The sequence below is a fragment of the Nocardiopsis sp. NPDC101807 genome (assembly GCF_044766605.1).
Taxonomy (GTDB): Bacteria; Actinomycetota; Actinomycetes; order Streptosporangiales; family Streptosporangiaceae; genus Nocardiopsis; species Nocardiopsis tropica.
Genome location: NZ_JBIWMK010000009.1, coordinates 82467 through 109116, shown reverse-complemented (window position 1 = coordinate 109116; position 26650 = coordinate 82467). Strand labels below are relative to the sequence as shown.

Annotated in this window: 23 protein-coding genes; 17 read left to right on the top strand and 6 right to left on the bottom strand. The window is 72.0% G+C overall.

Annotation, left to right across the window (positions count from 1 at the left end; genetic code table 11):
- The first annotated feature begins 212 nt into the window (after positions 1 to 212).
- From secY to truA, 11 genes are all read left to right on the top strand, one after another.
- Positions 213 to 1526 (top strand): preprotein translocase subunit SecY, encoded by a 1314-nt coding sequence (gene secY, locus ACIRPH_RS25565; protein ID WP_402918769.1) that lies wholly within the window; start codon positions 213 to 215, stop codon positions 1524 to 1526.
- Positions 1527 to 2192, top strand: a complete 666-nt coding sequence (locus tag ACIRPH_RS25560; RefSeq protein ID WP_402918767.1) for an adenylate kinase — start codon at positions 1527 to 1529, stop codon at positions 2190 to 2192.
- Positions 2192 to 3016, top strand: a complete 825-nt coding sequence (map, locus tag ACIRPH_RS25555; RefSeq protein ID WP_402918765.1) for a type I methionyl aminopeptidase — start codon at positions 2192 to 2194, stop codon at positions 3014 to 3016. Before ACIRPH_RS25560 ends, map begins: the two co-directional genes overlap by 1 nt.
- A 67-nt stretch (positions 3017 to 3083) precedes the next feature.
- Complete coding sequence (locus ACIRPH_RS25550; protein ID WP_402918763.1) at positions 3084 to 3548, top strand: DUF1707 domain-containing protein; 465 nt, start codon at positions 3084 to 3086, stop codon at positions 3546 to 3548.
- Between the two features lie 394 nt (positions 3549 to 3942).
- Positions 3943 to 4164: a translation initiation factor IF-1 gene (infA, locus tag ACIRPH_RS25545; protein ID WP_013156135.1), complete on the top strand. Its 222-nt coding sequence runs from the start codon at positions 3943 to 3945 to the stop codon at positions 4162 to 4164.
- A gap of 54 nt (positions 4165 to 4218) precedes the next feature.
- The gene (gene rpmJ, locus ACIRPH_RS25540; protein WP_082206327.1) at positions 4219 to 4332 is read left to right on the top strand and encodes a 50S ribosomal protein L36; all 114 of its coding nucleotides are present in this window, start codon (positions 4219 to 4221) and stop codon (positions 4330 to 4332) included.
- Between the two features lie 214 nt (positions 4333 to 4546).
- Positions 4547 to 4927, top strand: a complete 381-nt coding sequence (gene rpsM / locus ACIRPH_RS25535; protein WP_267946671.1) for a 30S ribosomal protein S13 — start codon at positions 4547 to 4549, stop codon at positions 4925 to 4927.
- A 65-nt stretch (positions 4928 to 4992) separates the two neighbouring features.
- The gene (gene rpsK / locus ACIRPH_RS25530; protein ID WP_053616319.1) at positions 4993 to 5397 is read left to right on the top strand and encodes a 30S ribosomal protein S11; all 405 of its coding nucleotides are present in this window, start codon (positions 4993 to 4995) and stop codon (positions 5395 to 5397) included.
- A gap of 184 nt (positions 5398 to 5581) precedes the next feature.
- Positions 5582 to 6604, top strand: a complete 1023-nt coding sequence (locus ACIRPH_RS25525; protein WP_267946670.1) for a DNA-directed RNA polymerase subunit alpha — start codon at positions 5582 to 5584, stop codon at positions 6602 to 6604.
- Between the two features lie 70 nt (positions 6605 to 6674).
- Positions 6675 to 7166 (top strand): 50S ribosomal protein L17, encoded by a 492-nt coding sequence (gene rplQ / locus ACIRPH_RS25520; RefSeq protein ID WP_402918759.1) that lies wholly within the window; start codon positions 6675 to 6677, stop codon positions 7164 to 7166.
- Positions 7167 to 7311: 145 nt separating this feature from the next.
- Positions 7312 to 8310, top strand: a complete 999-nt coding sequence (gene truA / locus ACIRPH_RS25515) for a tRNA pseudouridine(38-40) synthase TruA (protein ID WP_402918757.1) — start codon at positions 7312 to 7314, stop codon at positions 8308 to 8310.
- 355 nt (positions 8311 to 8665) lie between these two features.
- On the opposite strand, the gene ACIRPH_RS25510 is transcribed toward truA, so the two are convergent.
- The gene (locus ACIRPH_RS25510) at positions 8666 to 9814 is read right to left on the bottom strand and encodes a hypothetical protein (protein WP_402918755.1); all 1149 of its coding nucleotides are present in this window, start codon (positions 9812 to 9814) and stop codon (positions 8666 to 8668) included.
- Positions 9815 to 11042: 1228 nt separating this feature from the next.
- On the opposite strand from ACIRPH_RS25510, the gene rplM reads away from it, so the two are divergent.
- The 4 genes from rplM (at position 11043) to ACIRPH_RS25490 (ending at position 14800) form a co-directional block, all read left to right on the top strand.
- Entirely contained in the window at positions 11043 to 11492 is a 450-nt protein-coding gene (gene rplM / locus ACIRPH_RS25505) for a 50S ribosomal protein L13 (protein WP_267946666.1), read from the top strand.
- A 37-nt stretch (positions 11493 to 11529) separates the two neighbouring features.
- On the top strand, positions 11530 to 12039 hold the full coding sequence (gene rpsI / locus ACIRPH_RS25500; protein WP_330161793.1) for a 30S ribosomal protein S9: 510 nt from the start codon (positions 11530 to 11532) through the stop codon (positions 12037 to 12039).
- 159 nt (positions 12040 to 12198) lie between these two features.
- Positions 12199 to 13539, top strand: coding sequence for a phosphoglucosamine mutase (glmM, locus tag ACIRPH_RS25495; RefSeq protein ID WP_402918753.1), 1341 nt, complete (start codon positions 12199 to 12201; stop codon positions 13537 to 13539).
- Between the two features lie 232 nt (positions 13540 to 13771).
- Complete coding sequence (locus ACIRPH_RS25490; RefSeq protein WP_402918751.1) at positions 13772 to 14800, top strand: ROK family glucokinase; 1029 nt, start codon at positions 13772 to 13774, stop codon at positions 14798 to 14800.
- A gap of 4 nt (positions 14801 to 14804) precedes the next feature.
- Here the strand turns inward: ACIRPH_RS25490 and ACIRPH_RS25485 are convergent, their stop codons facing one another.
- Positions 14805 to 15386: a Uma2 family endonuclease gene (locus ACIRPH_RS25485; protein ID WP_402918749.1), complete on the bottom strand. Its 582-nt coding sequence runs from the start codon at positions 15384 to 15386 to the stop codon at positions 14805 to 14807.
- 203 nt (positions 15387 to 15589) lie between these two features.
- On the opposite strand from ACIRPH_RS25485, the gene ACIRPH_RS25480 reads away from it, so the two are divergent.
- Together ACIRPH_RS25480 and ACIRPH_RS25475 are read left to right on the top strand one after the other, a co-directional pair.
- Positions 15590 to 16363, top strand: coding sequence for an SDR family NAD(P)-dependent oxidoreductase (locus tag ACIRPH_RS25480; RefSeq protein WP_330161798.1), 774 nt, complete (start codon positions 15590 to 15592; stop codon positions 16361 to 16363).
- Between the two features lie 9 nt (positions 16364 to 16372).
- Positions 16373 to 17137: a crotonase/enoyl-CoA hydratase family protein gene (locus tag ACIRPH_RS25475; protein WP_402918747.1), complete on the top strand. Its 765-nt coding sequence runs from the start codon at positions 16373 to 16375 to the stop codon at positions 17135 to 17137.
- A gap of 297 nt (positions 17138 to 17434) precedes the next feature.
- Here the strand turns inward: ACIRPH_RS25475 and ACIRPH_RS25470 are convergent, their stop codons facing one another.
- The 4 genes from ACIRPH_RS25470 to ACIRPH_RS25455 all read right to left on the bottom strand — a co-directional run bounded on the left by ACIRPH_RS25470 (position 17435) and on the right by ACIRPH_RS25455 (position 26313).
- On the bottom strand, positions 17435 to 19609 hold the full coding sequence (locus ACIRPH_RS25470; protein WP_402918745.1) for an acyltransferase family protein: 2175 nt from the start codon (positions 19607 to 19609) through the stop codon (positions 17435 to 17437).
- A gap of 407 nt (positions 19610 to 20016) precedes the next feature.
- Positions 20017 to 22749: a CDP-glycerol glycerophosphotransferase family protein gene (locus tag ACIRPH_RS25465; RefSeq protein WP_402918743.1), complete on the bottom strand. Its 2733-nt coding sequence runs from the start codon at positions 22747 to 22749 to the stop codon at positions 20017 to 20019.
- 40 nt (positions 22750 to 22789) lie between these two features.
- Positions 22790 to 24850 carry a glycerophosphotransferase gene (locus ACIRPH_RS25460; RefSeq protein ID WP_402918741.1) on the bottom strand — a complete coding sequence of 687 codons (2061 nt, stop codon included), beginning with the start codon at positions 24848 to 24850 and terminating at the stop codon, positions 22790 to 22792.
- Positions 24847 to 26313, bottom strand: coding sequence for an SDR family NAD(P)-dependent oxidoreductase (locus ACIRPH_RS25455; RefSeq protein ID WP_402918739.1), 1467 nt, complete (start codon positions 26311 to 26313; stop codon positions 24847 to 24849). The genes ACIRPH_RS25460 and ACIRPH_RS25455 overlap by 4 nt, the downstream gene beginning before the upstream one ends.
- Positions 26314 to 26650: the final 337 nt, after the last annotated feature.

Here is a 26650-nt window from a genome sequence, read left to right as displayed (position 1 = left end):
CCCCGTGTGTTGTGAGAAGTGATCGTTATGACTCACGACCGCAACTGCCGCGTGATGGCTGTTACAGTTCCATCTGTTTGAGCTCCCCGCTTGACGTACTGTGAATACTTCCGAGCAACGGGCGACTGCCCGCTGCTGACGTTCTACGACGATTCAGGATCGGCCGCGATGTCTGGAACCCGTTCCGCCGCCGAAGCCGCGCAGGAGGAGACGTGCTAGGTGCGTTCGTCCGTGCATTTCGCACGCCCGACCTGCGTAACAAGCTGCTGTTCACACTGTTCATCCTGACGATCTTCCGTCTGGGGTCGGTGATTCCCGCTCCGGGTATCGACTCCGCGGCGATCCGGGAGCAGATGGAGGCGGTCACCGCCGCCGACCAGAGCGGTGTGTACGCGCTCGTGAACCTGTTCAGCGGCGGCGCACTGTTGCAACTGGCGGTGTTGGCGCTCGGGGTCATGCCGTACATCACCGCGAGCATCATCATCAACCTGCTCACGGTGGTGATCCCCCGCCTGGAGGCCCTCAAGAAGGAGGGCCAGTCGGGTCAGAGCAAGATCACCCAATACACCCGCTACCTCACGCTGATGCTCGCGGTCCTGCAGGCCACCAGCATCGTCGCCATGGCCAGGACGGGCGCCCTGTTCCAGGGGGCCATCCCGGTCAGCACCTACATGCCCAACCAGGACATCCTGACCCTGGTGACGATCGTCTTCGTGATGACCGCCGGCACCGCCATCGTCATGTGGTTCGGCGAGCTGATCACCGAGCGCGGCGTGGGCAACGGCATGTCGCTCCTGATCTTCACCCAGGTCATCGCGATGTTCCCGTCCTCCATCATGGGGCTCTTCGAGGAGCGCTCCATCTGGGTCTTCACCCTCATCTGCATCGCGGGCCTCGTGCTCGTGGCCGCGGTGGTCTTCATGGAGCAGGCGCAGCGCCGCATCCCGGTGCAGTACGCCAAGCGCATGGTGGGACGCCGCATGTACGGCGGAAGTTCGACCTACATCCCGCTGAAGGTCAACCAGGCGGGCATCATCCCCGTGATCTTCGCCTCCTCGCTGCTCTACCTCCCGCAGCTGGTCGTCGGACTGGTCGGCCAGGACTCCACGAACCCCGTGGTGACCTTCATCCAGACCTACTTCCTGACCGGCACGCACCCCGTGTACCTGGCGACCTTCTTCGTCATGATCATCGGGTTCGCGTTCTTCTACGTGGCGATTACGTTCAACCCCACTGAAGTCGCCGACAACATGAAGAAGTACGGTGGGTTCATCCCGGGTATCCGACCGGGGCGTCCGACCGCCGAGTACCTCGACTACGTCCTGACGAGGCTGACGACCCCCGGATCCCTGTACCTGGGTGTGATCGCTCTTCTCCCGATGGTCGCGCTCGGGGCCACCGGCGCCAACGCGAACTTCCCCTTCGGCGGGACGAGCATCCTGATCATGGTCGGTGTCGGGCTGGACACGGTGAAGCAGATCGAGAGTCACCTCCAGCAGAGGAACTACGAAGGTTTTCTGCGATAAATGCGAGCAGTATTGGTGGGGCCGCCTGGGGCCGGCAAAGGCACCCAGGCCCAGATCCTCGCGTCGGAGCTGTCGATCCCGAAGGTGTCCACCGGTGACATCTTCCGGGCCAACGTCAGCGGTGGCACGGAGCTTGGCAAGAAGGCCAGGGAGTACATGGACCGTGGCGACCTCGTCCCCGACGAGGTCACGAACGCCATGGTCAAGGACCGACTGGCGCAGGACGACGCCGCTGTGGGCTTCCTGCTCGACGGCTTCCCCCGCAACGTCCCGCAGGCGGAGACGCTCAAGGGCATCCTGGCCGACCTGAAGACGCACCTGGACGTGGTCCTGGAGCTGAGGGTGGACGAGGACGAGGTCGTCAAGCGCCTCTCCGGGCGCCGTTCGTGCCCCGAGTGCGGCCGCGTGTACCACGTGGAGTACGACGCCCCGAAGTCCGCGGGCGTGTGCGACCACGAGGGCGCCGCGCTGTACCAGCGCGAGGACGACCGCGAGGAGACCATCAGGCACCGCCTGAAGGTCTACCGCGAGCAGACCGCGCCGCTGGTGGAGTTCTACGAGCGCGAGGGGCTGCTGGCGACCATCGCCGCCACGGGCTCCGTGGACGCGGTCACGGCCCGGGCCAAGGCCGCGATCGAGGAGCAGGCCCGAAAGGCCAGTTCCTGATGTTTCGGAAGGCGGAGCCGGACGTGCAGATCAAGACGCCGGAACAGATCGCCAAGATGAGGGCGGCGGGCCAGGTCGTGGCCCGCGCCCTGGACACCCTCCGGGCCGCCGTGCGGCCCGGAGTGTCCACACTGGAGCTCGACTCCGTGGCGGAGAAGGTCATCCGCGACGCGGGCGCCGTCCCGTCCTTCAAGGGCTACCACGGCTTCCCCGGGTCCATCTGCGCCTCGGTCAACGAGGAGGTCGTCCACGGCATCCCCAGCGCCGACCGGGTGCTGGCCGAGGGCGACATCATCTCCATCGACTGCGGCGCCATCCTGGACGGCTGGCACGGGGACTCGGCGATCACCGTCGCCGTGGGCGAGGGCCGGCCCGAGGACCTCCGCATGATGGAGGTCTGCGAGGAGTCCATGTGGCAGGGGATCGCGCAGATGCGGCCGGGCAACCGCCTGGGCGACATCGGCTTCGCGATCGGCGGCCACATCTCCGCGAACGGCGGCTACGGCAACGTCCGCGAGTACGGCGGCCACGGCATCGGCACCGAGATGCACATGGACCCGCACGTCCTCAACTACGGCAAGCGGGGCCGCGGGCTGAAGCTCGTCGAGGGCATGTGCCTGGCGATCGAGCCGATGACCACCCTGGGCCGCCAGGACGTGCTCCAGCTGGACGACGGCTGGACGGTGGTCACGAGGGACGGCAAGAGGGCGGCGCACTTCGAGCACACGGTCGCGGTGACCGCCGAGGGCCCCGTGGTCCTGACCGCTCGTGAGTCCAACCGCGATAAAATCGCTCATATGGGGTTCGTCCAGCCAACCTGGTAGCGGCCCCGCCCCACGCGCACCGCGCGCGGGACGCGACCACTCACGGGTGAAGATCGAGGTGCGCGCAGTGTCCGACCCGGTGCCGTCGATACGAACGTCCGACTCCGAGCGCGACCGTGTCGCGCAGCTCCTCCAGGCGCACTTCGCCCAAGGCCGGCTCGACCACGAGGAGTTCACCGACCGGCTCGGCCGCGTCTACAAGTCCCGGACGGCGGACGAGCTCGCCACGGTCACCCGCGACCTCCCCGAGCGCGACCTGGCGGACCTGCACGGGGCCTCCCCGCTCCAGGAGGAGCCCCTGCTGGCGCCGCCGATCAGCATGCGGGACCCGGCGCTGATGGTGCCGTGGATCCTGTACGCCGGGGTCAACGTCCTGTGCTTCGTGATCTGGCTGATCCTCTTCCTCACCACCGACTACAACTACCCGTGGTTCCTGTGGGTGCTGGGGCCGTGGGGCATCGTGATGAGCGTGGTGACCTTCGGGGTCCTGGCCTCGCAGCGCAGCCACCCCGGCGGCGGCCACGCGCCGTAGGCCGGCCCCAGGGCGGCCGCGGCCCGGTCCCGTCCGCGGGCCCGGGGCCGTCGGCCGGGGGAGGAAGGCGGTCGCCGGAGGCGGCCCGGGGCGCGGAGCGGCGCCGGTTCCCCCTGTGGGGACGACGGTGTAGGGTTCTCTGCCCGCCGGTCAGAAGCACTTGCCCGAAGGCGATAGACTGTCACTGCCCATACGCGGGCTGTTGGGTCAGTCTGCCTTCTTTGTGCCACGTCTTCCCATCGACGTACGCCCTTGCAGTTGGCCTGAACTACCAGTGTGTCCTGGCGTCGACGACATCCGGCCCGTCCGGTGTCGCCGGGGCCGTCGCGTTGTGCGAGACCACCGGGGTCGCGTCGGGCCTGATCAACCAATCGATGAGCGAGGCGTGGAGGACATGGCAAAGAAAGACGGCGCCATCGAGATCGAGGGTTCCGTTGTCGAGTCCCTACCCAACGCGATGTTCAAGGTAGAGCTCGACAACGGGCACCAGGTTCTTGCCCACATCAGCGGCAAGATGCGGATGAACTACATCCGTATTCTCCCCGACGACCGCGTCGTCGTGGAGCTGAGCCCGTACGACCTCACGCGCGGGCGCATCGTTTACCGCTACAAGTAGCCCGTCGTGGGCCGCACGGCCCAGGATGAGTGATGTGATGAGTTCGGAGTCACCATGAAGGTCAAGCCGAGCGTGAAGAAGATCTGCGCGAAGTGCCGCGTGATCCGTCGCAACCGTCGGATCATGGTCATTTGCTCGGACCCGCGGCACAAGCAGCGCCAGGGCTAACACCCCCGCAGCTCGCCGCGGCTTCTGAACCGCGACAACCCGGCAAGGGAAGGACTTCCCTCCCGGGCGCAGTACAAACGAAAACCTGTTCCGATTCCCGGCGCCGACGAGGCCCGGGGACAACCCCCGGTCGGAGGCCGGGGCCTCGTCGATTGGGCGACGAGAGGGTGGAACGGGGCAGACCTCCGGGGCATGGATATGGAGTCTCGCCCACATGGCACGTATTGAAGGCGTTGACCTCCCTCGCGACAAGCGGGTGGAGATCGCTCTCACGTACATCTTCGGGATCGGCCGCACCCGCGCGCTCGAGACCCTGAAGCAGACCGGCGTCGACGGCAACACGCGCGTCCACCAGCTGTCCGAAGAGGACCTGGTCAAGCTGCGCGAGTGGATCGGCGCGAACTACCAGGTCGAGGGCGACCTGCGCCGCGAGGTGCAGGGCGACATCCGTCGCAAGATGGAGATCGGTAGCTACCAGGGCGTCCGCCACCGTCGCGGGCTCCCGGTCCGCGGTCAGCGCACGCAGACCAACGCGCGTACCCGCAAGGGCAAGAAGAAGACCGTGGCCGGTAAGAAGAAGGCCGGTAAGAAGTAGTCCGCTCGGACTGTCGACCGCGTCCGAGAACAGCAACGGACCGATGATCTCTGGGAGTTTCGCTAATGCCGCCTAAGGGCCGTCAGGGTGCCGCGCGCAAGGTGCGCCGCAAGGAAAAGAAGAACATTGTCCACGGACACGCTCACATCAAGAGCACGTTCAACAACACGATCGTGAGCATCACCGACCCGACCGGTGCCGTGATCGCGTGGGCAAGCTCCGGACAGGTGGGCTTCAAGGGCTCGCGCAAGTCGACGCCGTACGCCGCGCAGATGGCCGCCGAGGCCGCTGCCCGTCGCGCGCAGGAGCACGGCGTCCGCAAGGTGGACGTCTTCGTGAAGGGCCCGGGCTCCGGCCGGGAGACCGCCATCCGCTCGCTCCAGGCGACCGGCCTCGAGGTGGGCTCCATCCAGGACGTCACCCCGGTCCCGCACAACGGCTGCCGTCCGCCGAAGCGCCGCCGCGTCTGATCGGCAGCGCGTGCCCGCGGCCCCGGCCGGCAGGGCACCGTGCCGTGCTTGATCCCGCGCGGTCCCCGCTGGGGCCCGCGCGGGCTGGGTAGTAATCCGAGTAGTGGACACCGCCGTTCCGGCGGAACGTCCATCCGGTGGCCGTCATATAGCGGTCGGCCATGTGGAAGGGAAGACACGGACCATGTTGATCGCACAGCGTCCCACGCTCGCCGAGGAAGTCATCTCGGACCTGCGCTCGAGGTTTGTCATCGAGCCGCTGGAGCCCGGTTTCGGCTACACCATCGGCAACTCGCTCCGGCGCACCCTGCTGTCCTCCATCCCCGGCGCGGCTGTCACCAGCATCCGCATCGAGGGCGTCGAGCACGAGTTCACCACCGTGCCCGGTGTCAAGGAGGACGTCACGGAGATGATCCTCAACCTCAAGGGCCTGGTCGTCAGCTCCGAGCACGACGAGCCCGTGCTGATGTACCTGCGCAAGCAGGGCCCCGGCGTCGTCACCGCGGCGGACATCGCTCCGCCCGCCGGCGTCGAGGTGCACAACCCCGAGCTGCACATCGCCACGCTCAACGGCAAGGGCAAGCTGGAGATGGAGCTGACGGTCGAGCGCGGCCGCGGCTACGTCTCGGCGACGCAGAACAAGCAGGCCGGCCAGGAGATCGGTCGCATCCCGATCGACTCCATCTACTCCCCGGTCCTGCGTGTGACCTACAAGGTCGAGGCCACCCGTGTCGAGCAGCGCACCGACTTCGACCGCCTGATCGTCGACATCGAGACCAAGCCGGCCATCCGTCCCCGTGACGCGGTCGCCAGCGCGGGCAAGACCCTGGTCGAGCTGTTCGGTCTGGCGCGGGAGCTCAACGTCGACGCCGAGGGCATCGACATGGGCCCGTCGCCGACGGACGCCGCCCTCGCGGCGGACCTGGCGCTGCCCATCGAGGACCTCAACCTGACGGTGCGCTCGTACAACTGCCTCAAGCGGGAGGGCATCCACAGCGTTGGTGAGCTGGTCGCCCGCTCCGAGCAGGACCTGCTGGACATCCGCAACTTCGGTGCGAAGTCCATCGACGAGGTCAAGCAGAAGCTCATCGACATGGGCCTGTCCCTGAAGGACTCCCCGCCCGGATTCGACCCCAGTACGGCGGCCGACTCCTACAGCTCCGACGACGACGAGGGCGAGTCCTTCGTCGAGACGGAGCAGTACTAACCGACCTTCGTCGCCCACATGGTCCACGGCCGAGTGCGGCCGCGGATCGCATCACTAGGAGAACGACACCATGCCCACGCCTACCAAGGGCGCCCGTCTGGGTTCCGGGCCCGCTCACGAGCGGCACATCCTGGCGAACCTCGCGACCTCGCTGTTCCAGCACGGCCGCATTCGCACCACCGAGGCCAAGGCCAAGCGTCTGCGCCCGTACGCCGAGAAGCTGATCACCCTCGGCAAGCGCGGTGACCTGCACGCCCGTCGCCAGGTTCTCACCAAGATCACGGACAAGTCCGTGGTGCACGAGCTGTTCACCGAGATCGGCCCGCGCTTCGAGAACCGTCCCGGTGGCTACACCCGGATCACCAAGATCGGTCCGCGCAAGGGCGACAACGCCCCCATGGCGGTCATCGAGCTGGTCGAGGCGCTGAACGCCCCCGCCGCTCCGGCCACCGCCCCGGTCGAGGAGCCCGCCGAGGCCCCCGCCGAGGAGACCGCGGCCACGGAGACCGAAGAGGTCGCCGAGACCGACGAGGCCGCCGAGAAGAGCGCCGAGAGCAAGTAGGGCGGATGGCGCGCGCGGGCAGGACCTGTGTGTGCGACCGCTCGCCGAGTGCCCGACCCCTCCGGGGGTCGGGCACTCGTGTTTTCCAGGAGGGCGGACGCCTGGCGCGCCGCCCTCCGACGGTGGGCCTGAACGGATGGGTGTGATGGACGAGAACGGGACGACGGCCGGGGCGGGGCCCGCGGTGGAGCCCCCGCACGGCGCCGCGGTGAAGGAGCCGGGAAGCGCCGGTGCTCCGGGGGGCGTCGCGAGCGGTGGCGCCGCCGCGACTCCGGCGCGCGGCCGGGACGCCGGCGACGCGTCCGGGGCGGAGCCGGCGGTCAGGATCCGGCTGGACATCGCCTACGACGGCACGGACTTCTCCGGGTGGGCCGCGCAGCCCGGGCGCCGCACGGTGCAGGGCGAGCTGGAGTCGGCCCTGGAGAGGGTCCTGCGGCTGCCGCGCGTGGCACTGACCTGCGCGGGGCGCACGGACGCCGGGGTGCACGCCAGGGGGCAGGTGGCGCAGGCGGACATCCCGGCGGCCACCTGGGAGGCCGAGGGGGAGAGGGTGCTCCGCCGCCTCGCCGGGGTCCTGCCCAAGGACGTGCGCGTGACCGGGGCCCGGAAGGCCCCGCCGGGGTTCGACGCGCGGTTCTCCCCGCTGTTCCGGCGCTACGAGTACCACGTGAGCGACGCCCCTCACGGGGTGGACCCTCTGCTGCGCCGGTCGGTGCTGTGGCACAGGAGCCCGTTGGACGCCGACCGGATGAACGAGGCCGCGGCACGGCTGGTCGGCGAGCACGACTTCGCGGCCTTCTGCAAGAAGCGGGAGGGCGCCACGACCGTCAGGGAGCTGCTGCGCCTGGAGTGGGCGCGCGTGGACACCCACCTGCTGCGCGGGACGATCCAGGCGGACGCCTTCTGCCACAACATGGTGCGCGCCCTCGTGGGGGCGCTCCTGGCCGTGGGCGACGGGCGCAGGGACGCGGACTGGCCCGGGACGGTGCTCGGCGCGGCCGTGCGCGACTCCTCCGTGCACGTGGTGGGACCGCAGGGGCTCAGCCTGGAGGAGGTGCGCTACCCCGGGGACGAGGAGCTGGCGGCGCGGGCCTCGGCCACACGGCGGGTGCGCGAGCTCCCCTGCCGGGGGCACTCCGCCTGACGCGGCGGCCGGGGCCGTGCGGGTGCGCGGGGCCGGCCGTGGCCGGGCGATCGGCGGGTGCGGTGCCGGGGCGTGCGGTGGCTGGGCGTGGTCGGGCGTGCGGTGCCCGGTGCGGCCGTGTCCTGGGGGACGGTCGGGGCGTGCGGTGCCGGGGCCTGCGGGGCCTGTGCGGCCGGGCGCCGCTCGTGCGACCTGTGCGGTGCGGCGGGGCCGGTGTGACCCCGGGGTCCCCCCGCTTTCCACGGTAGGGCCGGGCCGTGGACCGGGGAAGCCCGTCCTGCGGGCTGTGGACGGGGCCGGGGACGGCGGAGGGGGCGCCCGGACCGGGCGCCCCCTCACCGTGTTCCCGGGCGGATCAGGCGCGGTCCTCGCTGAGGGAGCCGAACGCCTCGTCGAGGAAGCCGTCGCCGATGGTACGCAGCTCGGTGGCGGACTCGCTCTCCTCCGAGCCCTCCTCGGAGCCGTCGCTGTTGGTGGCCAGGGCGAAGAGCACGTAGCGGCCCCACTGCCCGCTGCTGCCGTGGCCGCCCGCGTGGCCGAGCCGCTCCGCGGGGCTGCCCTCCTCGCCGGCCAGGCCGGCGAACCACTGCGCGCCCACGAGGTCCTGCGCCTCCATGGCGGCGGAGGCCTCCTCGTCCGAGGGCATCGCCGCGACCCCGATCGTCACCGCGTGGGCCTCGTCCTCGCTGAGGTAGGACGCGCGGACCAGCTGGCGGCACTCGTTGTCGGAGAGGACCTGGCCGTAGTCGCCGTGCGCGCCCGCGGAGCAGTCCTCGACGTCGTCGACGGCCACCCGGCTGAACGTGCCGCCCTCCACGTCGAGGGTCTCGGGGAAGAGGTCGTCCGGGGCGAGCGCGCCCGGGTCGTCGGACTCGTCCGCGACGGTGGAGGCGCTCGCGCCGCCGGACTCCGTGCCCCCGCCGCTGGCGAGGAGGAACGTCCCGCCGCCCGCGACGACCAGCAGCACGGCGAACCCGGCGATCATCAGGAGGCGGCGCTTCCTGGCGCGCGCGTCCGCGTAGCCGTCGTCACCGGACGCGTAGTCGTCGTAGTCCTCGTAGTCGTCGATCCCCTGGACGTCGAACTGCGCGGTGTCCACGCCGGCGTCGTCGGGGACCTCGTCCCGGTACAGGGGGCGGTTGTCGCGCCTGCCCGGGGCCGCGGGGACCGCGTGGATGTTCTGTGTGGCCCCCATGGCCTCCGGGGGGAACACGGGGTCACCCCGGTCGGGCTCGCCGGCCCCCGGGCCGCGAGGCGGCGCCTGGAAGGCCTGCTGGGGGCTCGGGGCCGCGCCGGGCGGCAGCGCGCCGGGCGGCAGCGCGGGGGCGCCGCCGACCTGGCCGCCGGACGGCATGCCCGGAAGCGGGCGCGGGCCGCCTCCCGTGGGGCCTCCGTGCGGGGGGACCTGCCCGCCCGCGGGGGCGCCGTACGGCGGCTGCCCGGGCGCCTGGAAGTCCTGCTGGGGGCCCTGCTGTCTTCGGGGATCCTGCGGGCCCTGGGGCATGCCGGGCGCCTGCGGTCCCTGGGGCGCGCCGGGAGCCGGAGGCCGTCCGGGCGCCGGGGCGCCGGGGGGCGGGCCGGGCCGTCCCTGCACGTGCGGGGGGAGGGGAGGCGCGCCCTGGCCGTGCGGGAGGGCGCCCGGGGGAAGCGTCCCGCCGGGGGGCTGCTGGGGACCGCCCCGGGTGAGATGTCCCACGCCGGGCCCGCCGCCCGTGGGCCCCCCGTGCGGGGGGAGCTGGCCCCCGGCGGGGTTCCCGTGCGGAGGAACGTGTCCGCCGGTGGGAGCGCCGTACGGCGGCTGTCCGGGGCGCATCGAGGGCTGGCCGCCCGTGGGCGCGGCGGGCACGCCGGGGTACGGCGGCTCCTGGGGGCCGCTCGGACCGCCGCGGCCCGAGGGGTCGCCCGGGCCGCCGTGGAACCCCTGCTGGGGCCCGCTCGGCGGGTACGGGGGAGGGGTCTGCGGGCCGCCGGGCTGCGCGTGCGGCGGGAAGGGGGGCGGGGGGAGGGGAGGCCGGCCGCCCGCGGGTGCGGGGTGCGGCTGCTGCGGCCCCGATGTGGGATGCTGGCCCTCGGCATGGGGGGCCGCTGATCCGAGCAGGTCCTGGCCGTCACCGGCCTCCGGTCCGAGGGGTCGCCCGTCGGGTCCGTACTGTGGCTGGTTCGGATGGGTACTGATGGGAGTCTCCGAAGGCTCTGGGGATGGGAACCGGGCCGCGGTCGACCGGGCTCACGGCCTGGTGCGCCCTCTGGCGTCAGCACCGGCTCCCGGGGTGTCGGCGTCCGTGACGGGCGTCTCCTGGGGTACGTGTCGGCGCCCGTCGTTCCGGGCGGAGACCGGCCTTTCGGTGCAAGCGTAGCCAACGCGCGGACGACCGCAGGACGAAGCACTCTCGGCACAAGGCATAATAAAAGGCGGAGAGGTCACGGATGTGACCCCGTGCCGGCGCTTCCCGCCGAGCGTGGTCCTGCCGGTCCGCCCTGCCGCTGGCTTTGACCTGCGCTATGGTGGCCAGGTAGGATATCCCGTCGTTGTGCGTTGAGTTGCCGTGGGCCCCGAACTCCCGTATTCGGGTGCCGATCCACGCACCATCGTCTGCGCACTCACCATCGGAGAGTCCTGTGATTGGCATGGGACACCCGGCCAAACACCCCGCAACCGCGGGTGTGTATACGAGTCCCCCTTCCCACCTTCGGGATGGGGCAGCCGACTGAAGAAGCGAAGGCAAACGATCGTGCGCACATACAGCCCCAAACCAAGCGATGTCCAGCGTCAGTGGCACGTTGTCGACGCTACCGATCTCGTGCTCGGGCGTATGGCGAGCCAGGTTGCCACGCTCCTTCGGGGCAAGCACAAGCCGTACTACGCGCCCCACATCGACACCGGCGACTTCGTGATCGTCGTGAACGCCGACAAGGTCGCCCTGACCGGTAAGAAGCTGGAGCAGAAGAAGGCCTACCGGCACTCCGGCTACCCCGGCGGTCTGCGCTCCGTGGCGTACGTCGACCTGCTGGAGAACAACCCCGAGCGCGCCATCGAGAAGGCCGTCAAGGGCATGCTGCCCAAGGGCTCCCTCGGCCGCCAGATGGCCAAGAAGCTCAAGGTGTACGCGGGCGCGGAGCACCCGCACCAGGCCCAGCAGCCGGTTCCGTTCGCCATCACCAAGATCGAGCAGCCCGCCTAGGCGTTCGCAGACTTTTACAGAGAGCACGAGGAAAACCGTGGTCGAGCCCACCGGCATCGAAGAGGTCGAGCAGGAGATCGCTGACAACCCGGAGGAGTTCCCCTCCGAGTACACCAGCGAGTCCGACGAGACCGTCGCCGCCTACGTCCCCACCGCCTCCGGCCCCAGCGCCGGTACCGGTCGCCGCAAGTCGGCTGTCGCCCGCGTCCGCATCGCCCCCGGTTCGGGCGAGTGGAAGGTCAACGGCAAGCCCCTTGAGGTCTACTTCCCGGACAAGGTCCACCAGCAGACCATCAAGGACCCGTTCGTCTCCCTCGGGTTCGACGGCGCCTACGACGTCTTCGCCCGTCTCGACGGCGGCGGCACCAGCGGCCAGGCCGGCGCGCTGCGCCACGGCATCGCCCGTGCGCTCGCGACCCTGGACCCGGAGAACAACCGCCCGACCCTGAAGAAGGCCGGTTTCCTGACCCGCGACTCCCGTGAGGTGGAGCGGAAGAAGGCCGGTCTCAAGAAGGCGCGCAAGGCTCCCCAGTTCTCCAAGCGTTAGTGCTCATGCGCCGGCACCTGCTCGGCTGAGCTTCGGCCCGTACGCCGTTCCCGTTTCCAGGGGACGGCGTGCGGGTCTTTGGTTTTTCCGGTGGCTTGCGCCACGCTGAACTTCACCGGCGCCGGACGCGGCGCCGTTTGCGAAAGGGGCTGGTCGCCTGTGGCTCGGCTGTTCGGAACAGATGGTGTACGGGGTGTCGCCGGTCGGGACCTGACCGCGTCCCTGGCCCTGGACCTCTCCATCGCCGCGGCGAGGGTGCTGACCCGGGACAGCGGATCGGGGCGCAGACCCAGGGCCGTGGTCGGCCGGGACCCGCGCGCCTCCGGCGAGTTCCTGGAGGCGGCCGTGGTCGCCGGCCTGGCGAGCACCGGCGTGGACGTGGTCCGCGTGGGTGTGCTCCCCACGCCGGCCGTGGCCTTCCTCACCGGTGAGCTGGACGCCGACTTCGGCGTGATGCTCTCCGCCAGCCACAACCCGGCCCCCGACAACGGCATCAAGTTCTTCGCCCGGGGCGGCCAGAAGCTGGAGGACGCCCTGGAGGAGGAGATCGAGGGCATGCTCGGCGTGCCCTCGACCCCCGCCGTGGGCGACCAGGTCGGCCGGGTCGGCGAGGCGGACGACGGGGCCGAGCGCTACGTCGCCCACGTGCTCGCGTCGGTCCCGCACAGCCTCAAGGGCCTCAAGGTCGTGGTGGACTGCGCCAACGGCGCCTCCACCGCGGTCGCCCCCGAGGCCCTGCGCCGGGCGGGCGCCGAGGTCGTCACGATCGGGGACCGGCCGGACGGCTACAACATCAACGAGGGCTGCGGCTCCACGCACCTGGAGGTGCTCCAGGAGGCCGTGCTGCTGCACGGCGCGGACGCGGGCATCGCCAACGACGGCGACGCCGACCGCTGCCTGGCGGTGGACGCGGACGGCCGCGTGGTCGACGGCGACCAGATCCTCGCCATCCTGGCGGTGGAGGCCAAGGACGCGGGCAGGCTCGCCCAGGACACCCTCGTGGTGACGGTCATGTCCAACCTGGGGCTGAAGCTGGCGATGGAGCGGGAGGGCATCGCCGTGGTGGAGACCGCGGTGGGCGACCGCTACGTGCTGGAGGAGATGAAGCGCGGCGGCTTCGGCCTGGGCGGTGAGCAGTCCGGGCACGTGATCCTGCTGGACCACGCCACGACCGGCGACGGCGTGCTGACCGGGCTGCACCTCCTCGCGGCGATGGCCCACCGCCGGCAGGGGCTGGCCGAGCTGGCCAAGGTGATGACCCGCCTGCCGCAGGTGCTCATCAACGTCCCCGACGTGGACAGGTCCCGCGTGAAGGACTCCGAGGAGCTGTGGTCGGCCGTACGCGCCGCGGAGGCGGAGCTGGGTGAGACCGGACGGGTGCTGATCCGTCCGAGCGGGACCGAGCCCAAGGTCAGGGTGATGGTGGAGGCTCCCGGGCAGGAGCAGGCGACGGCGGTGGCCGAGCGGCTGGCCGCGGTGGTGCGCTCCGCCCTGGGCTAGGGCGTGGTCCGCGGGCGTCCCCGGCGGGCCCGGCGCCCGCGCCGCGTGCCAGGAACGGCCCGCGGCACACGGGCCGGGCTCCCCAGGGGTCTTCGCGCCGCGGAGGCACGCCGGGGCGCGGCCCCGACCCCTCGAACGCGCATCCGGGCACGACGACGCCCGGGTGCGCGTTCCCCTGTGTGGCGGACCCGCCACTCCGGCGCGGGTCCCTGGAACCGGTGAAGTGGTCACGATGGCGGACACGCGGTACGGGCACGCCCTGACGATCGGGGTGGACATCGGCGGCACGAAGGTCGCGGCGGGCGTGGTGACGCCGGGCGGGCGCATCCTCGCCCGCCTGCGCACGGAGACGCCCGAGCGGAGCAAGAGCCCCGCAGTGGTGGAGGACACGATCGTATCCGCGGTGGAGGAGCTGCGCCGGGAGTTCCCCGTGCGCGCGGTGGGGGTAGGGGCGGCCGGCTTCGTGGACGAGCGGCGCGCGAACGTGCTGTTCGCCCCGCACCTGTCGTGGCGCGAGGAGCCGCTGCGCGACGCCCTGTCGCTGCGGCTGGGCCTGCCGGTGGTGGTGGAGAACGACGCGAACGCCTCCGCGTGGGCGGAGGTGTGCGCCGGTTCCGGCCAGGGGGTGGACCACGTCGTGGTGGTCAACCTCGGCACCGGGATCGGCGGGGCGGTGGTGCTGGACGGTCGGCTGCACCGCGGCCGGTACGGGCTGGCGGGTGAGTTCGGTCACATGACGGTGGTGCCGGGCGGTCACCGGTGCGAGTGCGGCAACCGCGGGTGCTGGGAGCAGTACGCCAGCGGCAACGCGGTGACCCGGGAGGCCCGGGAGCTGGTGGCGGCGGAGTCGCCGGTGGCCCGGGCCCTGCACCAGGCGGTCGGCGGCGACGCCCGGCTCATCACCGGTCCGCTGGTGAGCGAGCTGGCGCGCAAGGGCGACCGGGCGTGCGTGGAGCTCATGGAGGACGCGGGGGAGTGGCTGGGGGCCGGCCTGGCCAACCTGGCCGCGGCGTTCGACCCGGAGCTGTTCATCATCGGCGGCGGCGTGTCCGAGGCGGGGGAGCTGCTGCTGGCGCCGGCGCGTGCGGCGTTCGAGCGCAACCTCACCGGGCGGGGCTACCGGCCGACCGCACGGGTCGAGGCGGCGGCCCTCGGGAACGAGGCGGGGCTGATCGGCGCCGCCGACCTCGCCAGGGAGGGACTGCCCCGGTGGCACCAGAGGCGCCGCCAGCGGCGCCTGAGGGGGCCGTACCGGGGCTGAGCCGTCAGCGGGGGGCCAGCGCCTTCACGTCGATGTCGATCGGGAAGGGCACGTCCAGCTTGAGCCGTTCCCGTGCGATGGTGACCGGCACGTAGCGGGGGTCCTTCGTCCCGTCGAGCTCGTAGACGTGGATCGCCGGGCCGTTCTCCTCCCGTTCGATTCGCCAGAAGTGGGGGATGCCGGCCTGGGCGTACTTCAACGGTTTGGTGGTCCGGTCGCGTTCACGGGACTCCTGGGAGACGATCTCGACGACGACCAGGACGTCCTCCGGCAGTACGTGGGTGTCGGTCTCGTTCCCGTCCGACCTGTCGCGGTAGACGACGAGGTCGGGTTCCGGACGCTGGTGCCTGCCCAGCTTCATGGTCATCTCGGCCAGGACGTCCACGTCCTCGGGAGCGACGGCTTGAAGGTCGTGCACCAGATTGACCATGACCCGGGAATGGAATTTGGTCTGGGGGGAAAGCAAGACGAGCGCTCCGTCGATGAGTTCCATCCGGGGTACCCCCGGGGGAAGGTTGTCCATGTGGTCGGCGGTCCATCCACCGGGCGGCGGCATGAACCAGGCGGGGAGCGGCTCGGCGGTCATCGATTCCTCCGGGGTCGATTCCTGAGCCCACTGTAATCCTGTCGCTCTGCTCATGACAGGACGGTAGCGCTCCGTGACGACAGGGTGCGTCGGATCGGGAAAGGGGCCGGTGGGAGGGCGGGGGCACCCGCCCGGAGGGGCCGCCCTCAATTAACCGAACCTGGTTCTAGTGCGTGGGTCACATCCTCGGTAGAGTTCGGGCCATGGATCTGAACGGAATCTCCGCCCTCGTCTCGGGCGGCGCGAGTGGCCTGGGCGAGGCCACCGCCAAGGAGCTCGCGGCAGCGGGCGCCACCGTCGTCGTCGCCGACCTCAACGCCGAACGCGGCGAGGCCGTCGCCAAGGAGATCGGCGGGGTCTTCGTCTCCACCGACGTCTCCCGGGAGGACCAGGTCAAGGCCGCGGTCCAGGCCGCCGTCGACACCGGGAAGCCCTTCCGCGTCGCGGTCTCCTGCGCCGGGATCGGCTGGGCCACCCGCACCGTCGACCGCCACGGAACCCCCCACGACCTGGACAGCTACCAGAAGGTCATCCAGGTCAACCTCATCGGCACCTTCAACGTGCTGCGCCTGTCCGCGGCCGAGATCGCCAAGACCGAGCCGCTCAACGAGGACGGCGAGCGCGGCTCGATCGTGAACACCGCCTCCCTCGCGGGCATCGAGGGCCAGATCGGCCAGATCGCCTACTCCTCCTCCAAGGGCGGCGTCATCGGCATGACCCTCCCCGCGGCCCGCGACCTCGCGGCGGTCGGCATCACGGTCAACACGATCGCCCCCGGCATCCTGGAGACGCCCATCTACGGCGAGGGCCCCGCCTCGGAGGAGTTCAAGGCCCGCCTGGCCGCGCCGGTCCCCTTCCCCAAGCGCCTCGGCACCGCCGCGGAGTTCGGGAAGCTGGCACGCGCCCTGCTGGAGATCAGCTACGTCAACGGAGAGGTCGTCCGCATCGACGGCGCGCTCCGCATGCCGCCGAAGTAGGGGGACACCGTGTCCGACGAGGTTCTCTACACGGCCGAGGACGGCGTCGCCGTCATCACCATCAACCGGCCCGGGGCCAGGAACGCGGTCAACGCCGCGGTCGCCGCCCAGGTCGCCGAAGCCCTCGACGACCTGGACGCCCGCAAGGACCTGAGCGTCGGCATCATCACCGGCGCGGGCGGCACCTTCTGCGCGGGGATGGACCTCAAGGCCTTCATGAAGGGCGAGGTCCCCCTGGTGGAGGGGCGCGGGTTCGGCGGGTTCGCCGAGCGCGGTCCGAGCAAGCCGCTGATCGCCGCCGTCGAGGGCTACGCCCTCGCGGGCGGGTTCGAGGCGGTCCTCGCCTGTGACCTGGTCGTGGCCGCCGAGGACGCCCGGTTCGGGATCCCCGAGGCCAAGCGCGGCCTGGTCGCCGGCGCGGGCGGGCTGCTGCGCCTGCACCACCGGATCCCGCGCAACATCGCCATGGAGTTCGCCCTCACCGGCGACTTCGTCGGCGCCCCCCGGCTGGCCGAGCTGGGCCTGGTCAACCAGGTCACCGCGAGCGGAGGGGCCCTGGAGGGGGCCCGCGCCCTGGCGGCGCGGATCACCCCCAACGGCCCGCTGGCGGTGAGGGTGTCCAAGGAGATCATCGCCTCCTCGGACGACTGGTCCTCCGCGGAGATGTGGGAGAGGCAGAACGAGCTGGCGGGCCCCGTGTTCGTGAGCCGGGACGCGATGGAGGGGGCGGCGGCGTTCGCCGAGAAGCGCGCCCCCGTGTGGAGGGGCGAGTAGCGCCCGCCCGGCGCCTCCGGCTCCGCGTGCGGCGGCCGTCCCCTCCCGGGGCGGCCGCCGCAGTGGTCCGCCCCGGGAGGGGACGGGCGAACGGCGCCCGGCCCCGGGCGCCGCGGTCTCACCCCCGTGCCCCTCTTCGGGGCCCGTCGCGTCCCGGCGCCCCTGTCGCGGGCGCCGGACCGCCCGGTCGCTGCGCCACCGCTCCCGGCGGGCGCGCCGGCCGTGCACGGATGACCCGGAGGCCGCCGGGGCCGCCGCGCGGGGGAGGCCCCGGTCGGCGCCACGGGGGCGCGACCGTCAGGGCCGCTCCCCGCCGCCTCCCGGGGGGCCGGCGCCCGGTAGCCCGTCCGCCCCCTCCCCGGAGGAGCCGACGGGCACGAGCGGGTGGCCGGCCGCCTCGGCGAGGGAGCCCCCTTCCGCCGGGGCGTCCACGAGGGCGTCGAGCAGGTGCGGTTCCAGGACCGCCGCGAGCGACGTCGAGAACGCGTAGGAGAAGTGGTCGGAGTCGTAGTACACCAGCTGGTTGCCGATGACTCCGCGGCACCGGCCCTCCTCGCACAGGTAGTCGGTCATGTCCAGGAAACGCGTGTTGCCCGGCACCTCCTCCAGGTCCTCGAAGGGGGAGGAGAGCGCCATCGAGCGGGACTGGTCCTCGGTGCAGCGCCCGGGGCCGTGGCGGTCGACGCACTCGGCCACGTCGAACCCGAAACGGGGGGTGTCGCGGACCGCGACCACGTCCACGCCCAGGCCGTCCAGCTGCCGCCACCGCTCCACGAAGCCCTCCGGGACGTGCTCGGAGGCGCCCTCGCCCGCCCGGGTCAGGGAACCCAGGGCGAACACGGCGTCGGGCCGCAGCATCGCGATCTCGTCCATCACCCGGTCGTTCCAGACGGTGCACTCCGCGAAGGGCTCGCCCCGGTAGGTCTGCGGCTCCGCGCTGAACTGGCAGGCGTTCTTGGTCATCACCACCAGCCGCCACCCGTGCCGCTCGGCGATGGGGCGCAGGGCCTGGAACCAGTGCCGGGCGTGCGAACTGCCGGTCAGCACCAGCGTGTAGTCCGCCTCGGGGCCGCCCAGCACGCACCTGCGCATCTCCGTGTCCGGGAGCAGGGAGTTGCACTCGGAGGTCTGGTCGATGGTGTCCCGCACGACCGTGGTCGTGTCCGGGTACACGGGGAGCGCGGGCAGGTTCGCCCTCAGCTCGGGGTCCAGGTGCACCGCCGCGCCGGGGTAGGCCAGCGGGTCGGAGCTCAGCTCCAGGCGCAGCCTGCGGTCGTGCTCGATGGACCCGCCCCACAGCAGGCCCGCGGCGAGCACGGGAACGACGAACGAGGCGCCCGCGGCCAGCGACCGCGACGGGGTGCTCCGCGTACGGGTCAGCCGGCCCACGCCCCCGTTCACCACCCGGCTCGTGGCCACGGCGGCCGCGAACGAGACGCCCAGGACGAGCAGGCCGCCCGCCGGGGTCGGGCGGTCCCCACCGGTGACCTCCAGGTGGAACACCAGCACGGGCCAGTGCCACAGGAACAGCGTGTAGGCGTGACCGCCCAACCAGGTGAGCGGGCGCAGGCCCAGCAGGCGGGTGGCCGACAGGGGGGCGCCGTCCCCGCCCGTGCCCGCCAGGACGACCAGGACCGCGGCGCACACCGGCCACAGGGACGCGAAGCCGGGGTAGGGGAGGGCGTCGCCGACCACCACCCCGCAGGCGGCCAGCGCGGCCAGCCCCAGCCATCCCGCTGTGGTCCGCAGCCGCCGGGGCAGGCGCACCCGGTGCACGACCAGCGCGAGCACGCCGCCCAGGGCCGGTTCCCACAACCGCGCCCCGGTGTCGAAGTAGGCCCACACGGGCTCGGCGGCGGTGATCCACAGCGAGTACGCGAACGACGCCGCCAGCACCGCGCCCACCGCGGCCAGGGCGACGGCGCGCACGTCCCGGCCCAGCCGCGCCGCGAGCAGGCCGGCCGCCGCGATCAGGAGCGGCCACAGCAGGTAGAACTGCCCCTGCACCGCCAGCGACCAGAAGTGCTGCACGGGGCTCGCGGCCGCGTTCTCCGCCATGTAGTCGACCGAGTCCAGGGCCAGGCGCCAGTTGCCGAAGTACAGCGCCGAGGCCTGTACCTCCGCGATGACCCCTGTCCACCGCGAACGCGGCAGGAGCAGGTACGCGCCCGCCAGCACGGCGGCGAGCACCACCGCTCCCGCCGGGAAGAGCCGCTCGACCAGCCTGGCCCAGAACGCTCCGAAGGCGATCCGCCCGTCGCGCTCCACCGACCGGACCAGGGAGCCGGTGACGAGGAACCCGGTGAGCAGGAGGAAGACGTCGACGCCTCCGGAGACCGTGCCGAACCAGACGTGGTAGACGGCGATCAGCAGCGCCGCGACGGCGCGCAGCCCCTCGATGTCGGAACGCCGGCGCCCCGGTTCGGCGCGGGCGGGGGAGGGCTCGGGGCGGAAGGGGGCGGGAAGGGGCACGGGTGCGGATCAGCCTCGGGACTCGACAGGGGTGGGCCAGGGGCCGCGGCCGGGCCGTGCTCCGGGAGCGCGGCCGCGGAGGGCCGGGCCCGGCGCCGCCGTGGGCGGGGGCCGGACGCGGCGCCGGGGCGCCGACGGCGCCCGGAGCGAAACCCTGCGGGTCCAGTATCGGCGGGCGCCGTGGGCGGCCCGCCTCCCGGGCGGGCCCCGTTGTCGAGTCGAGACGGAATCAGTGTTGACGCGTAGCCTCGAGTCCGGGGGCGGGTGCCCCCGGTCACACGGCGGCGGTCGCCGCGCCGGATGCGCCGGGCCCCGGCCCCCGGGGAGCCCCTCCGCCGGGGGCCGGGGCGCACGGCTGCGCCCCCGGGCGCCGGGAGGACCCGGCGCCCGGGGGCGGAGAACACGCCCTAACCCTCGCCGCCGCCCAGCATGCGGTCGACCACCCGCTGCGTGGCACGGCCGTCGGAGGGGTGGCAGAAGTCGCGGACGAACGCCTCGTACTGCCGCGCGTACTCCTCGGTGACGGCCCCGATGTCCCGGATGGAGCCGATGAGCTCGTCCGAGGTCTTGATCAGCGGCCCCGGGGCCCGCGCGGTCAGGTCGAAGTAGAACCCGCGCAGGGTGTCCCGGTAGTGCTCCAGGTCGTAGGTGAAGAACAGCATCGGCTTGCCGGAGTGGGCGAAGTCGAAGAACACCGACGAGTAGTCGGTGATCAGCACGTCCGTGATCAGGTACAGGTCGGCGATGTCCGGGTACTTGGACACGTCCCAGACGAACCCCTGTCCCGCGCCCGGGATGCTGTCCAGCACCTTCGGGTGCTTGCGGAACAGCAGCACGTGGTCCTCGGCGAGCTCGCGCTGCGCCGCCTCCAGGTCGATCCGGAGGTCGAGCTTGAAGCGGGTCCCGCCGTAGCGCTGGTCGTCGCGCCAGGTCGGGGCGTAGAGGACCACCTTCTTGCCCTCGGGGATGCCGAGGAGTTTGCGGGTCCGCTCGGCGCGCTCCTCGCGGTCGGGGGCGTGGAAGACGTCGTTGCGCGGGTAGCCGGCCTCCAGGATCTCCGTCTCGCAGCGGAACGCGCCCCGCATGATGGGCGTGGTGAACGAGTTCGGCGAGACCAGGAAGTCCCACTGGCGGGACCGGTGCGGCAGGCTCGCGATGTAGGCCCGGTTGGCCTTCGGCGTGCCGAGCAGGTCGGCGCCGATCTTCTTGAGCGGGGTGCCGTGCCAGGTCTGCACGACGGTCTGCCCCTCGCGCCGGACGAACCAGTCGCCGATGCCGACGTTCGTGACGACGTACCGGCTGCGGGCCAGCGCCTCGTACCACTCGCGGCTGTGCCACTCCACGGGCACGACGCCCGGCGGCAGGGACACCTGCTGGTCGTCGACCGACCACAGGTGGTCGACCTCCGCGCCGCGGCGCACCAGCTCCTCGTACACGGCCCGCGGAGAGTCCGAGAACTGCTTGCCGCCGAAGCTGTTGTAGAACACCGCCTCGCGCAGGGGCAGCGCCTTCTGCTCCGCGGTGAACGCCTCGCGCAGGACCCTCTGCCGGTAGGCGCCCTTCTCGGAGTCGTCGAGCGGGCTGGCGGGGGACAGGAACAGGCGGTCGTGGAACCGGTGGTCCACGGAGTAGGAGCGCTTGGCCCCCTGGTGGACCAGGGGCAGCCGCGGCACCAGGTCGTGCCTGATCTTCACCGGTACGTCGTTGGAGTCGTCCCAGTCCCGGGCGGAGCGGAACGACATGTACCACCGGCCCTTGCGCAGCGGCAGGGTGTCGCCGTGGGAGTCGTGGTGCTCGGGGTCGATCACCGCCCGGAAGCGCCCGTCGGCGACCTCCACCGGCACGGGGACCTCCTCGAACCGCTCCCCGTGGCGCAGCACCATCACGCGGTCCCGGTCCGGGCCGGTGTAGGAGCCGGACAGCACCAGGTCGCCCTCCACCCACTCCATCGCGTCCACGACGGGCTGGCGGAGGCGGTCGTGCAGGACGAGGGTGTCCACGGCGGTGACGCCCACCGAGATCTCGCGGCCGCCGTCGGTCGGGTGGGCCTGCGAGAGCACGCCTTCGCCGACCACGACCGGCACCCGGCGCCCGCCGACGACCGCGTGGGCGCGCAGCTCACGGGTCTCCTCCGTGTCCGCCACGGAGAGGTCGGCGAGGGGCACGGTGACGCGGCGGCGCCCGTCGGGACCGTCCGCCTCGGCCCTGTACTCGCGTTCGACCGGCTCCTTGGCCGGGCCGTGGGAGAGCACGAGGCCCTCCACGGGACGCTCGGCCGGGCCGCGCAGCCCGAGGCTGAGCAGGTCGGCGTCGAGGGAGTGGCCGACGAGTTCGGCCTCGACGGGCTGGATCTCGAACTCCAGCCGCTTCTTGCGGAACGCGCTCACCCAGCGGGTGGACGCGTCCAGGCGGTGGGCGTGCTGGTGGCCGGAGGGGCCGATGTCACCGGGGACCAACCCCGCCCTGTGCGGCCTGCCGGAGGCCCACACGCCGAGCGTCAGCGACCACGTGGAGGGCTTCCAGCCGTGGCCCCCGCGCAGCTTGGCGGGGTCGACGAACAGCTCGAACCCGGCCCAGTCGTAGCAGTGCAGCGCCTGCTTGGAGTCGGCCGTGGCGCGCGGCTCGTGCCGCGGGGCCATGCGGACCACGACGCGCCGGCGCGAGGCCGTGTCGGTGAGCCACGCCATCGCGGGGACGCGCGGCGCCGACTCCACGGGCACGTTGCGCACGTACGCGTACCCGCGCAGGCGCAGGCGTCCCTCCACCCAGGCCATGTCGGTCAGCTTGGTGACCAGCGGCATCTCGGAGTTCTTGAGCCGGGTGACCTCCTTGGGCAGGGACGACGGCGCGATGCCGGGCACCTCGACCGAGGGCGACAGCCGCCCCCGCACCAGGTGGGCCTGCGGGTTGTCCCGCTCGTACCGGATGACCGTCTCCAGGTCGTCCAGGCGGTGCTCCTTGGCCAGCCACAGCTTGACCCTGGTCAGCGGGGAGAAGGCCCTCAGGTCACCGGGGGACGAGCCGCCGACGAAATCGTCGGCGGCGGCGAGGAAGCGCGCCCGCTCGTCCTCCTCGGACTCGGGCAGGTAGCGCATGAGGCGCTGGAGTTCCTCGGGGACCGTGCGCTTTGCTCCGGCCATGGGTTGTCAGGTTCCTTTCAGGAGCGCGGTGGACGGGGCGTCACACGCGCGCGGGAGCGGGGTCCGCCCCGGAGGGCGGGGAGCCGGCGGAGGAGCCGGCGGCCTCGTCCGGGACGGACGCGTCCGCCCCGGGGCCGACCGGGTGCTGGTCGCTCCTGCGCCGGTAGAGGTCGTCGACGGCGACCTCGAAGCGCGACTGGGAGCTGGACTCGCCGGAGCCGAGCAGGTAGGCCTTGAGCGCGGTGCGGTCCTCCGCCAGGGGGTCGGTCCCGGCCGACCGGACCGCCGCGAGCGCGGCCTCCAGGCCGCTCCCGTCCGGCGCGAGCATGTACGCGGCGCCGGAGGTGGGGTGCTTGTCCTGGAACTCCTCGTCCGTGATGCCCTCGCAGTTGGTGATGGCGTAGGGCTTCTCGGTGGCGATGAAGTCGGCGACGACGCTGGAGATGTCGCTGATGAGCAGGTCGGCCTGGTTGAAGCACGAGTAGAGCGTCGGGCGGGGTCCCTGGATGACCAGGTGCTCGGTGTCCGCGCGGCCCTCCCAGTACACCCGGTGCCACTCCTCGGACAGCTTCTGGAGCTCGGCGGCGGCGCCGGGGTCGGCGGTGCCCTCCTCACGGGAGTTGTGGGCCTCGTCGGTGGCGCCGTTGTCGGTGTCGAAGGCGGCCAGGCGCCGTTCGAGGGAGGCGAGGTCCGGGCGCTCGCGTCCGGCCGGAGCGCGGTCGCCGTTCACGGACGCGGCCCGGTTGGCCTCCTCCAGCATCGCGACGATGCGGCGGTGCGCGCTCCGGGCGGCCGCGGACCGGACCCCGGTGAAGGGGTGCGGCTTGTACAGGACGCGCACCCGCGGCTCGGCGGCCAGCAGCGTCCGGATCAGCGCCGGGCCGGCGTCGGTCAGCGAGGTGTTGCCGGGCTCGTCCGTCCACCCCTCCCAGGTCGGTGCGTACAGCACGCTGCGCACGGCGTTGGGGGCGGTGTCGGTGCGGATCGCGTCGAGCTGGGGGCGGCCGACCTCCACGATCTCGTCGTCGCGCACGCCCACCCGGGCGCGGTCGTAGCGGTCGCGCCCGGCCCGTCCGGCGGTCCACACCTCGTCGTAGACCTTGCTGAACGGGTTGATGCTGGCCACCTTGTCGCTGTCCCCGTGGCCGATGAACACGTGGCCCAGGAGCGGGTTGCGCAGCATGTGGATGTTCTTGCCGGTGTTGGCCGGGTAGAGGGCCACACGCGCCGGGCCGAAGTCCAGCGCCATCAGGTCGGTCGAGGTGGGAACGCACAGGACCGGGACCGGGGTCGGGGCGAGCTGCGCGGCGATGACCCGCTCGCGCAGGACGACCACCGACCGGCGCGGCAGCGCGGCCACGGCCTCCAGCCACATGTTGACCTGGTAGGCGGAGTCGGCCGAACCCGAGAAGTACAGGACGACCTCGGGCCGGTAGGAGTCCAGCCAGTTCTGGGCGAACTCCATGACCCGCTCGGGCTCGGGGATGGTCCGGGCCCGGGCCAGGTGCCACCCGAACAGGGCCAGGGCCAGCACGGTCAGGGACACGGAGGCGATCGCCCCGACCACGACGGCCCAGACCGCGCCCTCGGCGACGTAGGCGACCGCGCCGGCGACCAGGAACGCGTCCAGGGGCAGCAGGCGGCTCATGGGCTCGCGGACGAGCACCATGGGCGGGCTGTCGGGGATGCGCAGGGGGCCCAGGTCGATGTTGCGGGTGACGATCGGCAGGCGGCGGCGCATCCGCAGCAGCCGGGCGGCCACACCGCACACCAGCTGGAGCCCGAACAGCACCAGGCAGGTCAGCAGGACCATGCCGATGCCCGTGGAGGTGGCCGTGGGCGTGGTGATGAGCAGGCCCAGGGCGAGGAGCTGGCGCAGCAGGGCCCGCGGCGTGATGCCCAGGCGGATCTGCTGGACGAGCTTGGCGAGCGCGGGCAGGCGGTGCAGCAGGAGGGCGTCCATGGCGTAGCTGCCCACGGCCCCCAGCAGGAAGACCCACCACAGGCCGGTGATCACGCCGGCGAGCATGACCAGGTAGGACAGCCCGAGCAGGGCGGACCAGCCGATGGTCTCCCTGCCCAGTTCTCTGAACTTGTTCACTTGGCTCCCTCCGTCTCCCCGCGGGGGGCGCCGGTCACTGCGCCGGGAGGGTCCTCGCGGCGCACGTCGACGACGTGGCCGGTCAGGTCGGACAACAGGACGTCCACGGACGTGCGGGCGACCTTCTCCGCGCTGAGGAGGCTCCCGGCCGGCTCGTCGCCGAAGGCGTTGGTGCGCATCGGGGTCTGCGTGCGCTCGGGGTTGATGCAGTTGATCCTGACCCCGTCCTGGGACCACTCGTCGGCCAGCGCCTGCGTGAGGTTGACGGTGGCCGCCTTGGTGGAGGAGTACAGGCTGTACTCGCCCCTCCCGCGCGTGTAGGAGCTGGAGGTGTACAGCAGCAGCTGCCCGCCGGTCTGGGCCAGGTACGGGAAGGCGGCGCGGGCGATGTGGACCGGGGCGAGGTAGTTGACCCGCAGGGCCTCCTCGATGGTCTCCGGGTCGGTCTTGTCCAGGCGCCCGATCCGGAGCACGCCGGCGGTGTTGACGACGAAGTCGACCCGCCCGGTGGCGGAGTGGGCCTGCTCCAGGGCCGCGGCGACGTCGTCGGGGTTGGCGACGTTGGTGCGGGTGGTGCCGCGCGAGTAGCGGAAGACGCGCGCGCCGTGCTTCTCGGCCAGGTCGGCCACGCCCGCGCCGATGCCGTAGCTGCCGCCGAACACGACGACGGTGGACCCGGCCAACCGCGTCGCGTAGTCCTCGTCGGAGAACTCGGGGGCGGCGGAGGAGGCCAGCTGGAACAGCTTGTCGGCGATGAAGATGTCCACCGGCTGGGTGACCTTCATGTTCTGCTCCTCGCCGGCCACCACGTGGATGGGGACGCCGGGCGAGTAGCGCAGCACCACCGAGCAGTCGTCGGTCGCCTCGAAGCCCGGGTCGTCCCACGCCTTGACGTAGGCGTCGCGGATGGTGGCCAGGCGGAAGCCCTGCGGGGTCTGGCCGCGGCGCAGCCGCGAGCGGACGGGGACGTCGGTGATGACGTCGTCGTCCACCTCGATGATCGTGTCCGAGGAGGGGATCGCCACGTCCACGGCCTCGAAGGACCCGAGCGCGGTGACGCAGTCGTCGATGACGCGCTGGGACAGCATCGGGCGCACGGCGTCGTGGAAGAGCACGTTCGTGGTCTCCGCCGGAAGGTGCGCCAGGGCGTCGAGGGCGAGCTGGGTGGTGGCGTTGCGCGATGTGCCGCCGGGCAGGACGCGCGTGACCTTGGACAGGCCGGCGCCGCGGACGATCGCCTCCGCGTCGGAGACGAACCCGGGGTTCATCATCACGATGACCTCGTCGACCCTCGGAGCCTGCTCGAAGATCGTGAGCGTGTGCTCGAGGATCGACTTCCCGGCGATCTTGAGCAGCTGCTTCGGGGTGGCCAGTCCGATGCGCTGGCCGCTGCCGCCCGCCAGGACGACGGCCACGGTGCGGTGCGCCGACACAGGCGTCGGGCGCGCGGAGGTGTGAGGCAAGGTGATGTCTCCCGTCGAAACGCGAGATGTCGAACGACGCCCCCGGTTACGCGGACCCCGTCGGGGTGGGCGTGTGGGGGAGAGAGGACGCGGGAGGGACAGGGCCCGCGCGGGGGATGCGCGTCACTTCATGACATGTGTGCGTTGTCTGGATGAAAGTGGATGCTTCGGCGTCACGTTGACGGCCGTGGCCGCCCCGGGGTTTACCCGGGGCCCGATGCGAGTGGTAGTTCGTTCTGGTCGTCTTGGTCTGGGATGCGTGTCCTGTGGCCCCTGTTCGGGTGACATCGCCCGCCCGTCCGCCACGGTGCGGCAGGACGGCCGGTGTCCCCCGTGT

Bases quoted from the DNA above. Each gene is read 5' to 3' on its own strand.
- rpsK (WP_053616319.1), top strand. From the start codon at position 4,993: ATGCCGCCTAAGGGCCGTCAGGGTGCCGCGCGCAAGGTGCGCCGCAAG.
- rpmJ (WP_082206327.1), top strand. From the start codon at position 4,219: ATGAAGGTCAAGCCGAGCGTGAAGAAGATCTGCGCGAAGTGCCGCGTG.
- truA (WP_402918757.1), top strand. From the start codon at position 7,312: ATGGACGAGAACGGGACGACGGCCGGGGCGGGGCCCGCGGTGGAGCCC.
- rplQ (WP_402918759.1), top strand. From the start codon at position 6,675: ATGCCCACGCCTACCAAGGGCGCCCGTCTGGGTTCCGGGCCCGCTCAC.
- ACIRPH_RS25480 (WP_330161798.1), top strand. From the start codon at position 15,590: ATGGATCTGAACGGAATCTCCGCCCTCGTCTCGGGCGGCGCGAGTGGC.
- rpsM (WP_267946671.1), top strand. From the start codon at position 4,547: ATGGCACGTATTGAAGGCGTTGACCTCCCTCGCGACAAGCGGGTGGAG.
- ACIRPH_RS25465 (WP_402918743.1), bottom strand. From the start codon at position 22,749: ATGGCCGGAGCAAAGCGCACGGTCCCCGAGGAACTCCAGCGCCTCATG.
- infA (WP_013156135.1), top strand. From the start codon at position 3,943: ATGGCAAAGAAAGACGGCGCCATCGAGATCGAGGGTTCCGTTGTCGAG.
- ACIRPH_RS25560 (WP_402918767.1), top strand. From the start codon at position 1,527: ATGCGAGCAGTATTGGTGGGGCCGCCTGGGGCCGGCAAAGGCACCCAG.
- ACIRPH_RS25510 (WP_402918755.1), bottom strand. From the start codon at position 9,814: ATGCCCCAGGGCCCGCAGGATCCCCGAAGACAGCAGGGCCCCCAGCAG.
- map (WP_402918765.1), top strand. From the start codon at position 2,192: ATGTTTCGGAAGGCGGAGCCGGACGTGCAGATCAAGACGCCGGAACAG.
- ACIRPH_RS25485 (WP_402918749.1), bottom strand. From the start codon at position 15,386: ATGACCGCCGAGCCGCTCCCCGCCTGGTTCATGCCGCCGCCCGGTGGA.
- ACIRPH_RS25525 (WP_267946670.1), top strand. From the start codon at position 5,582: ATGTTGATCGCACAGCGTCCCACGCTCGCCGAGGAAGTCATCTCGGAC.
- ACIRPH_RS25490 (WP_402918751.1), top strand. From the start codon at position 13,772: ATGGCGGACACGCGGTACGGGCACGCCCTGACGATCGGGGTGGACATC.